A 9897-nucleotide genomic window follows, 5' to 3' on the forward strand; every position below is an offset into this window, starting at 1 on the left:
GTTGGAGAGGAAGGCATTGGCTTGTTCGGCCTGAATGGTCAGCAGGCGCAGGTAGTCGGAGTCATCCATGCACACAAGCTTAGCCGTTAATCGATGACAGCAAGAGGCACGCATGCGGCCGCAGGCCATCCGCCGCAAAGGGGCCGGGAAGTTTGCGTGTACACTGCCCTTATCCACAAGCCGGCAAGGGGCATTATTCAGTGATCAGCGCACAGGTGTTGTCTGGCACCACCCTGAGCCTTGGCTGGCTGGGTTACGTGCCGCTGCTGGCCTGGGCCGCCAGCCAGGTTCGCTGGGTGGAACTGCTTACAGACCGGCGCCGCCAGCACCTGCTATTTGGCACGGTGTTCTGCCTGTTCGCGTTGTGGCTGGTAAGGCGCGATTTTGATACCGGCGTGGCGTACCACTTCATCGGCATGACGGCGGTTACCCTGTTGCTGGACTGGCCACTGGCCGTGCTGGGCGGTTTCATGGCCCAGCTGGGCCTGCTGGTGCTGGGGCGCCAGGACCTGGCGGCGTTGGGGGTCAATGGTCTGTTGCTGGTGGGTTTGCCGGTGCTGATCACCGAGGTGTGCGCCCTTGTGGTGGAGCGGGCACAACCGCGAAACCTGTTCGTTTACATCTTCTGCTCAGGGTTTTTCCCTGCCGCACTCACGGTGCTGGTCTGCGTGCCGGTGGCGCTAGGGTTATTGTGGCTGGACGGGCGCTTTGCGCTGCCAGAGTGGCTTGGCGACTTTGTCGGTTACCTGTGGCTGATGATGTTCCCCGAAGCGTTCATCAACGGCATGGTGATCAGTGCGCTGGTGGTGTTTTGCCCGGACTGGCTGGAAACCTTCAACCGCACACGGTATTTGCAGGCGCCGTGGAAGGACGATGAGCACTGAGCCCGCAGGCTAGGCCGGTGCATCATCGCCTGCCCGGCAGGTGGATCAGTTCAATGCCGCGACTCCAGGTCACCTGAATACAGCTCGTCCTCGGACTCCTGCGCCCCAGGAATCTTGTGCTCCTCCGCTGCCCAGGCACCCAGGTCGATCAGCTTGCAGCGGTCTGAGCAGAAGGGCCTGAACGCGCTTTTCTCGGTCCATTCCACTGGTGCGCCACAGGTCGGGCAATCGACGGTCAATGGCTGGCTCATGGCTGGCCTCCTTTCAAAGTCAGGTAAAAGTGGTGCAGGCGGTCAATCTGCTCATGGAGCGCGGCGAGGTCGCCGTCATTGACCACCACATCGTCGGCATGGCGCAAGCGTTCCTCACGGGCCAGTTGGGCCTTCAGTATCGCCTGCACCTGCTCGGTACTGGTGTTGTCCCGGGCCAGGGTACGCGCCACTTGCAGCGCCTGCGGCGCATCGATCACCAGCACGCGCTGGGTCTTGTGGTGCTGCCCCGACTCGATCAGCAGCGGCGACACGTAGATCGCATACGGCGACTCTGCCTTGGCCAGGTAGCTGAAAATCTCTTGCCCGATCAGCGGGTGCAGCAGTTGCTCCAGCCATTTGCGCTGCGCGGGGTCGGCGAAAATCAGCTGGCGCAGCGCGGCACGGTCGAGCTGGCCATCGGCCTGCAGCACCCTCGCGCCAAAGCGCTCGACAATGCTGGCCAGGGCCGGGCGGCCAGGCTCGACCACCCAGCGTGCGGCCTGGTCGGCGTCGACCAGGTGCACGCCAAGCTCGACGAAGCGCTCGGCGGCGGCGCTTTTGCCGCTGCCAATGCCGCCAGTCAGCCCGAGAATCCAGGGGGTAAACGCCGCAGTGGTCATCAGTATCCCAGCAGTTGCAGGTAAGAGGCGTATATTTCATCACCCCAGAGCACGGCAATCCACCCCGCAATGGCCAGATAAGGGCCAAACGGCATCGCCGTGCCTAGTGCGTGCCGGTGCAAATGCAACAAGCACAGGCCAACCAGCGCCCCGACCACCGACGACAACAGCAGCGTCAACGGCAGCACCTGCCAGCCACCCCAGGCGCCGATCAGCGCCATCAGCTTGAAGTCGCCATAACCCATGCCTTCCTTGCCGGTGACCAGCTTGAACAGCCAATACACCGACCACAGGCTGAGGTAACCCGCCACCGCCCCCCATACCGCACTGCCCAGCGGCACATACACGGCAAAGGCGTTGACGATCAGCCCCAGCCACAGCATCGGCAGCACCAGTACGTCCGGCAACAGCTGGTGATCGGCATCGATCAGGCTCAGGGCCAGCAGGCACCAGGTCAACGGCAATGCCAGCAATGCCTCGGCTGACGCACCAAAACGCCAGGCCACCAGTAGCGACAGCAGTGCGCTGGCCACTTCGACCAGTGGGTAACGCGGGCTGATGCGGGCCTTGCAGGCAGAGCAGCGCCCACGCAAGGCCATGTAGCTGAGCACTGGAATGTTTTGCCACGGGCGAATCGGGTGTGCGCACTGCGGGCAGCGCGAAGCGGGCAGGCACAGGTCGAAGCGCGGGTGCTGCGTAGTCGGCAGCCCCAGAACCTGCTGCGCTTCACGCTGCCATTGGCGCTCCAGCATGATCGGCAGGCGGTACACCAGCACATTCAGAAAGCTGCCTACCAGCAAGCCGAGCACGCTCGCCAAGGTGTAGAAGTACGCCGGCTGTTCAGCCAGCAAGGTCCATAAAGTCATGTTCAGATCAAGCTACCCAACTGGAAGATCGGCAGGTACATCGCCACTACCAGGCCACCCACCAGCAAGCCCAGGACCAGCACGATGGCCGGCTCCAGCAAGCTGGTCAACTGGTCCAGCGCCTGGCTGACCTGTTCCTCATAATGGCTGGCGGCTTTGTCCAGCATCGTGTCCAGCGTGCCGCTGGCTTCACCGATGGCCGTCAGTTGCACCAGCAAGGGTGGAAACAGCGGCTCACCCGCCATCGCCTGGTTCAGCCCCTGCCCATTGGCCATACCCTGGCGCAAGCGCAGCACCGCCTGTTCATGCAACTGGCCCCCGGTCACCCGCGCCACCGTACCCAAGGCATCCAGCAAGGGCACCCCGGCCCCATAAGCGGTTGCCAGGCTACGCGCAAAGCGCGCCAACGCCGCCTGCCCCAGCAGCGTGCCGAATACCGGCAAGCCCAACACCAGGCGCCCGAGCCACAACCGCGCAGGCGCATGCCGGCGGCACAGTTGGCGCCCGGCAAAACCTAGCACCAGGCCCAGCGCCAGCAACATCGGCGCAAACCGGCCGAACCCTGTGGACAAGTCGATCACCCACTGGGTAAATGCCGGCAATTGCGCGCCCATGCCTGCGAACATGTCCTCGAACCTGGGTATTACCTCCAGCAACAACACCGCCGACACGCCCAACCCGGTCAGCAACAGCAGCAACGGGTAGACCATCGCCTTGCGCACCTTCTTCTGCAGCGCCCGCCGCTGTTCCAGCATGCCTGCCAGCTGCTCCAGCTGCCGGTCCAGCGTGCCCGACTGTTCGCCCACCCGTACCAGGTTGCAGTAAAGCGCATCGAACCAGCCCGGGTGGCGTTGCAACGCATTCGCCAGCCCCAGGCCCGCAGCTACATCCTGTTTCAATCTAACCAGCAGCGCAGCCAGGGCGGCACCACAGCCACTGCGCCCCATCACCTCGAACGCCTGCAACAGCGGCACCCCGGCCTTGAGCAAGGTCGCCAACTGCCGGCTGAAACCCGCCGGGTCGGTTTTTTCCCGCCGCTTTGGCAGCTTGAGGCCGAGCCCGCTGGCCGGCCGCAAACTGGCCACGTTGATGCCTTGGCGAATCAACCCGGCACGTACATGGGCCGGGCTGGGCCCAGGCGTTTGGCCACTGACCGGCGCGCCATTGGCGTCGGTGCCGTGCCAGCTGTAGAGGGGGGTGGAAGTGGTCATGCGAAGGTCCTTTTGTTGCCCGTGCGACAAGCCTGGAAACAGCTTGCCGCGCCTATGCCAGGGCGCGCGTCCATGATGCTCACTAGAGTAGTTCAGCGATGATGAAGCCCAAGCAGGCAGGGGTGACAAAAGGTGACTGTTCAGGCCTACTGCGCCGCTGTCGCTTGGGGCGAGATTGACCCTAACGAGTACGCGTATCAAAAAGGAAACTGTTCATGAAAGGGCAACGCGGTATCACCCTGATCGAACTGATGATCGTTGTGGCGATCATCGGCATTCTGGCGACCATCGCCTTACCGATGTACACCAACCACCAGGCCCGCTCCAAGGCCGCGGCCGGCTTGCTGGAAATCAGCGCCCTGAAAACGGCGATGGACCTGCGCCTGAACGACGGCAAGGATGTAGCCGGCGTAGCCGAACTGGGCGGCCAGCCGGCAACGGCGCATTGCGCGATCACCGCCAACGGCAAGGCGGCCGATAGCAGCGGCAGCCTGGTTTGCACCCTGGTGGATGCACCGGCCACCGTGCTGGGCAAGGCCCTGACGTTGACCCGTTCGGCAACGGGCTGGGCGTGCACCACCGACATCGAAGAAGACCTGGCGCCGAAGGGCTGCAAGGGGGCCTGAGGGCAGGGCAATAAAGTCGTGGAAACAGGGGTTTGCGTAACGGGTGCGAGCAGTGGTACGTTGCGCTACACGCCGGTGTAGCTCAGTCGGTAGAGCAGCGCACTCGTAACGCGAAGGTCGCAGGTTCGATTCCTGTCTCCGGCACCAGTCTTTAATCCGCGATGGTTCACCACCATACGTGGAGGCCAATGAAACCGCCGCCTAGGCGGTTTTTTTGCGCCGACTCCATGGGCGTTAAAACGCCACATTCTGCGGCATTTATGTACATTCGTTAGTACATCCTAGTTCCGGTTAGCAAGCGATGTACTCACGCGTCGTGCCCGCCCAGCCCCCCGCCCAATCGACTTATCACCCCGCCTGTTTTGACTTAATCTTGCAGAGAATTTGAGATAATGCTTTTCTTTGATATGCCTTTAGCCCAGTGTTTACGGGCATAAGAGCAAAAAAATTTGAGATAAAGCATTCGCCTCCTAGAGATAATTTCGAGATGCCTAAATTTTCTCACCACGATCTCCTGCTGTTGAACCCATCCTTTGACTCGCCCCTGGTCGACGTGCTGAGCGAGCTTGAGTTCCTGCGTCGCCTGAGACTGGAGGGCGATACCCCGGCATCGATTTTCTTCCAGCTCAAGGACATCTTCCACACCCTCGAGAGCTTGGGTTCTGCGCGAATCGAGGGTAACCACACCACCTTGGCGGACTACATCGACAGCAAGGTCGAAGGCACGGCCGATAGCACCGATCAGTTGCTGGAGGTTGCCAATATCGAAAGAGCGATGGACTACATCGAAGAGGTGATGCAGCCGGGTGTGCCCCTGACGGAGCACATGATCCGCGAACTGCATGCCATGACTGTGGTCGATCTCAATCGCGAGGGTGACCGCACGCCTGGGGCCTACCGTGAAGGGGGTCTGCAGATTTCGCAGTCGGACCATCTTCCCCCGGAGGGGCTGCTGGTGCCGCAGTACATGCAGGAGCTGGTCTGCTTCATCAACCGCGACGATTCACCTAAATACGCGTTGATGAAAGTGGCGCTGGCGCACCATCGCTTTGGCTGGATCCACCCATTCGGTAATGGTAATGGGCGGGTGGTGAGGTTGCTTACTTACGCGTTGCTGATGAAGTACGGTTTCAACGTGAACGTTGGCGGCAGGGTGCTGAACCCCACGGCGGTGTTTTGCAACGACCGGGAGAAGTATTACGGCATGCTGGGGGTAGCCGATACCGGCACGCCGACAGGATTGGAAGCGTGGTGCGTTTATGTCCTCGAGGGCATTCGGGATGAGCTGGAGAAGGTGGACAGGCTCACTCAGTATGATTACCTCACGAAATCGATCTTATCCCCTGCAGTAAGCTATGCGCGCAGCCGGAAGTGGATTACCCCGGTTGAAGAGCAAATCCTGGACTGTGCGATACGCATGAAGGTGGTGAAGTCTAGCGACATCGGGCAGGCGGTCCCGAAGCTCACTGCGCCACAGCGTACGTACCAGATCAAAAATCTGGTGGACCAAGGGATGCTGCTGCCGCTTAGCCCAGGTTCAAGGCAGTACACGATCGGTTTCTCGAACAACTACTTGATACGTGGCGTGATCAAGGCATTGAGAGAGCAAGGCTTCATCCCCGAGCCACTCGATAGCCCCTGACCCGCACAGGCACGGCGCTGTAGGAGCGGTCTTGCGCTGCGAAGGGCCGCAAGGCGGCCCCTACAGCGGATCAAGGATCGCGGCACCATGGATGTCGCCTTGAGCGTGCAGAACTATTTATCGACGATCATGCGAGGTGCGAAGCGGGCGCGGCAGATTACTCAAAGGGGACTCTGGTACACCCTCCTGCACCAGCCACGAAGCATTACTGATGGCCAAAGCTGTCGAGGTGCATACTGGCCTGATGACTAGCGGCGTGGACGCGGATGATTTTTTCCTCGAGCATTTCGACTTGCTGCAGAGCTTGCTGGCCAATGCCTCGATCGGGGCGGGCGCCGCTAGCGAGGGCTGGAGCAAGCACTTGGTCAATATTAAAACCACGCTTGAAGAAATCGAGAAACTACACCGCGACTATCTCGGTTCTGGCACCCTCGCTGCGCGTGATGTTTTCTACGCCAAGCGCTCTGCACTTTTTATGAAGTTTGAGAAGCAATTGGGCAGCGTTGCTGCGTATGGTTCGGGTTTACGTCGTCAGGGCAAGATCAAGCAGGCATTGGGCATCTCGACCCGCAGTTATCTGCATACTGGTGAGATTTCGGGTTATGCCGAAAAGGTGGCAGGTGCTGCCAGGGCGTCGAACTTGGTGAAAAGGGGTGCCTATATCGGTACTGCACTGGATGTGGCGTCCACCGGCCTGTCAATCCATAAGGCCTGCACAACGGGAAGGGAGGATCAGTGTCGGCGCGCCAAGTATGTCGAAACCTCGACGTTGATGGGTAGCCTGGCGGGTGGCAGCGCCGGTGGGTTATTGGGAGGTATGGCAGGGACCGGTATCTGTGCCTTTGTTCTGGGCGTCAGTACAGGTGGCCCTGGTGCGCTGGCTTGTGCTGTCGTCGGAGGAGCAGTGGGCGGTAAAGTCTTCGGTGATGGAGGGGCAAGGCGGGCGAAATGTTTGGTGACTTTTTGTACGGCGAGGTATCGGAGTGAATGAAATTGAGCCTGGACTCATTGCGATTCTGATTCTTGCACCCATGATGCTTGCGATGGTCGTGCAGTGTTTCATCGCACATAAATACACTGAATACTACGAGTCGTTGCTAACGCGCTGTAGCTTCGTGACCGGTAATAAGATTACGTTTCAACATGCGGGTCTTTTGGGCAAGGTTATGCGTACGGGTTTGATCTCCATGGTGCTGGCCATACCTAGCATCTTCCTGCGCAGGGGGTTGATTGACTTCGATGAAGTCAAACGTTTCCCCTCAAGCATGAGGCGATTGTTGGTGAGCCTTTTGGTGATTCACATCCTCTTGGCCACCGCGCTGATTATTTTCACTTACACCTAGCCTGACCGCTTCTGCATGGGGCGCGGTACTGGCCAGCCCGATAGCGGTAGCCCCTGTGTTCGGGCATCTGCGGCCAGTCCGGCAAGCTGGCCTTTCAAACGGGAGAAACGCCATGACGGATAAAAACAACGATAACCGCCCTGTCTACCAAGCAGCGTGCCATTGCGGCACCGTGCGTTTCTCACTGCGGTTGACCGATGGTCTGCGCACCGCACGCAGGTGCAACTGCTCGCTGTGCCGTATGCGCGGGGCGGTGGCGGTGTCGGTCAATCTGGGCGATATCACGGTCACCCAAGGTGAAGAGGCGCTGACGCTCTATCAGTTCCACACCCGGGAAGCCAAGCACTACTTCTGCTCGAAGTGCGGCATCTACACCTTTCACCAGCGGCGTTCCTCGCCGGACCAGTATGGGGTGAACGTTGCTTGTATCGACGGGATGAGCCCGTTCGATTTTGCAGAGGTGGCGGTCAGTGAAGGGCGTGTTCATCCCAAGGATCGAGTGGGTGGTGGCGCCGAGGTTGCGGGATGGGTGCGGTATGCAGCTAACCCGGCCAGTGATCACGGCTGAGTGCATCGCCCATGTTCGCGTGAGCCTTCGAGATCGGGCTTGCGCCCGAACCGGGCAGGGCTAGGTCTTCAACCCTCCCTCACAGGCCTTGCACCGCCTTCAGCCCACCAACCCCATTCAGTGCTTATGACGATGATGCACATCGGGAAAGTGCGCATGGCTATGTCGCAGCGGCGCATGCACATGTGGATGGCTGTGTGGCTCAGTTCCGTCCCACTCAAAATCATGCACATGCTGGTGGTGTTCGTCGTGCGTATGGCGGTGGCCGTGACTGAGGGGGGCATGCTGATGCTCGTGAACATGGTTTTCCATCAGATGAATCCAGACCCCGATGGCCATCAATGCTGCTGCGAGCAAAAACATCAGGGATACCGATTCACCCAAGGCCAGAACCGAGATGGCCGCACCCAAAAAAGGCGCGGTGGAAAAGTACGCGCCGGTGCGCGCGCTGCCCAGCCCGCGCAGGGCCAGCACGAACAGTACCAGGCTGACCCCATAGCCGAGAAACCCCACCAGCAGGATCGGCCCCAGCGTGGCCAGCTCTGGCAGCCGTGCCCCCAGCGCCAGGGCCAGTCCGCAATTGACCAACCCCGCCATCAGGCCTTTGCTGCCAGCTATGAACAGCGAGTCCGACGCTGAGACTTTGCGGGTCAGGTTGTTGTCGATTGCCCAGCACAGGCAGGCGAACGCCACTGCCAGGGGGCCAACCCAGTCATCGGCGGCCGCGCCGGTATCCGGCCAGGACAGAACGATACCGCCCAGCACGATCGCGATCATGCCCAGCACTATCCGCCGGTCAGCGTTCTCCTTGAACACGATCCATGCCAGCACCGCGGTCAGGACCGCTTCCAGGTTGAGCATCAGCGAAGCCGTCGCCCCTGCGGTACGTGCAAGGCCGAACATGAGTGCTACCGGTGCCAGAACCCCGCCAAAGGCGATGGCACCCGCCAGCCAAGGCCATTCTCCGGTGGCAAGGCCAGGCCGGCGCCAACCGTGGTCGCGGGCAACACGTACGATGGTCAGGCCGAGCCCGCTGCCCAGATAGAGCAGCCCCGCCAGCAGGATGGGTGAAAGGTTCACACCCAGTAGCTTGGCCAGCGGGGTGCTCGCACCGAACAGCGCCGCAGCAGACAACGCGTAGAAAACGCTCACGTTCATGGGGGTACCTACCAGACTCATCGCATGCAGGAGAGCAGCATAGCGTTGCCTGGTGGGGTTGACTCAAGCATTACTTCTGGCTGGCAACGGGGGGCTGCCTTGCAGCCCTTTCGCGACGCAAGGCCGCGCCTACCCCGGCCCGCGTGGCGAAGCGGCAAATGCACCCGGCTCAGCCCACCGCAACCGCCGCATTCAGCACCAACACCACGATCAACCCCACCACCGCCACAATCGACTGCACCACCGAGATGGTCTTGGTCGCTTCCCCCATGGTCATGCCAAACGACTCTTTCACCATCCAGAAACCGGCATGGTTGGCGTAGTTGAAGAACAGCGAGCCACAGCCGATGGACAGGGCCAGCAAGGGCAGGTTCAGGCTGGGGTCAGCACCTGCCAAGGGGGCCAGCAGGCCGGCTGCGCCGACGATGCCAACTGTGGCCGAGCCGGTAGACACAGACAGCAGCATGGCGATCAGCCACCCCAGAATCAACGGCGGGAATGCCGATTGCTGGGTCAGGTGCACAATGGCATCGCCAACCTTGGCGCTGGTCAGCATCTCCTGGAAAGCGCCGCCGCCGGCAATGATCATGATGATCGAGGCAATCGGCTTCAGGCTTTTGCCCAGCGCATCGCGCAACTGCTCGGCGTTGCCACCGCGCGCCAGTACCAAGCTGAAGCCTGCGAACAGCACGCCCAGCAGCATGGCGATCAGTGGGTTGCCAAGGAAG

General features: G+C 60.9%; 11 protein-coding genes, 1 tRNA gene and 2 pseudogenes. 7 read left to right on the plus strand and 7 right to left on the minus strand.

The annotated features are described in order from the left end of the window. A pseudogene (locus APH30_RS28905) lies at positions 1-69 on the minus strand (DUF1780 domain-containing protein); the annotation flags it as partial. A gap of 131 nt (positions 70-200) precedes the next feature. Here APH30_RS28905 and APH30_RS24345 point away from each other — a divergent pair. After that, positions 201-884, plus strand: coding sequence for an energy-coupling factor ABC transporter permease (locus APH30_RS24345; protein WP_009683002.1), 684 nt, complete (start codon positions 201-203; stop codon positions 882-884). Between the two features lie 50 nt (positions 885-934). Here the strand turns inward: APH30_RS24345 and yacG are convergent, their stop codons facing one another. From yacG to APH30_RS24365, 4 genes are read right to left on the minus strand one after another with little or no spacing between them, the layout of a single operon-like run. Beyond that, entirely contained in the window at positions 935-1135 is a 201-nt protein-coding gene (gene yacG / locus APH30_RS24350; protein WP_009683001.1) for a DNA gyrase inhibitor YacG, read from the minus strand. Further along, entirely contained in the window at positions 1132-1755 is a 624-nt protein-coding gene (gene coaE, locus APH30_RS24355; protein ID WP_054913991.1) for a dephospho-CoA kinase, read from the minus strand. Before coaE ends, yacG begins: the two co-directional genes overlap by 4 nt. Beyond that, entirely contained in the window at positions 1755-2621 is an 867-nt protein-coding gene (locus APH30_RS24360) for an A24 family peptidase (RefSeq protein ID WP_054913992.1), read from the minus strand. Before APH30_RS24360 ends, coaE begins: the two co-directional genes overlap by 1 nt. 2 nt (positions 2622-2623) lie before the next feature. After that, a complete protein-coding gene (locus APH30_RS24365) occupies positions 2624-3832 on the minus strand; it encodes a type II secretion system F family protein (RefSeq protein ID WP_054913993.1) in 1209 nt (402 codons plus the stop codon). 215 nt (positions 3833-4047) lie between these two features. On the opposite strand from APH30_RS24365, the gene APH30_RS24370 reads away from it, so the two are divergent. The 6 genes from APH30_RS24370 to APH30_RS24395 all read left to right on the plus strand — a co-directional run bounded on the left by APH30_RS24370 (position 4048) and on the right by APH30_RS24395 (position 8011). Then, positions 4048-4458, plus strand: a complete 411-nt coding sequence (locus APH30_RS24370) for a pilin (RefSeq protein WP_029884908.1) — start codon at positions 4048-4050, stop codon at positions 4456-4458. 71 nt (positions 4459-4529) lie between these two features. Continuing rightward, a tRNA-Thr gene (locus APH30_RS24375) sits at positions 4530-4605 on the plus strand. A 340-nt stretch (positions 4606-4945) separates the two neighbouring features. Then, positions 4946-6100: a Fic family protein gene (locus APH30_RS24380; protein ID WP_054913994.1), complete on the plus strand. Its 1155-nt coding sequence runs from the start codon at positions 4946-4948 to the stop codon at positions 6098-6100. A gap of 211 nt (positions 6101-6311) precedes the next feature. Beyond that, positions 6312-7091, plus strand: coding sequence for a hypothetical protein (locus APH30_RS24385; RefSeq protein ID WP_371262923.1), 780 nt, complete (start codon positions 6312-6314; stop codon positions 7089-7091). Then, positions 7084-7443 carry a hypothetical protein gene (locus APH30_RS24390; RefSeq protein ID WP_029884907.1) on the plus strand — a complete coding sequence of 120 codons (360 nt, stop codon included), beginning with the start codon at positions 7084-7086 and terminating at the stop codon, positions 7441-7443. Before APH30_RS24385 ends, APH30_RS24390 begins: the two co-directional genes overlap by 8 nt. 112 nt (positions 7444-7555) lie before the next feature. Continuing rightward, the gene (locus APH30_RS24395; RefSeq protein WP_054913995.1) at positions 7556-8011 is read left to right on the plus strand and encodes a GFA family protein; all 456 of its coding nucleotides are present in this window, start codon (positions 7556-7558) and stop codon (positions 8009-8011) included. A gap of 117 nt (positions 8012-8128) precedes the next feature. Here APH30_RS24395 and APH30_RS24400 read toward each other — a convergent pair whose 3' ends face one another. Further along, positions 8129-9169, minus strand: a complete 1041-nt coding sequence (locus APH30_RS24400) for a DMT family transporter (RefSeq protein WP_054913996.1) — start codon at positions 9167-9169, stop codon at positions 8129-8131. A 169-nt stretch (positions 9170-9338) separates the two neighbouring features. Continuing rightward, a pseudogene (locus APH30_RS24405) lies at positions 9339-9897 on the minus strand (GntP family permease); the annotation flags it as partial.

Source organism: Pseudomonas sp. NBRC 111127, from assembly GCF_001320345.1.
In the GTDB taxonomy this organism is placed as follows: domain Bacteria; phylum Pseudomonadota; class Gammaproteobacteria; order Pseudomonadales; family Pseudomonadaceae; genus Aquipseudomonas; species Aquipseudomonas juntendi.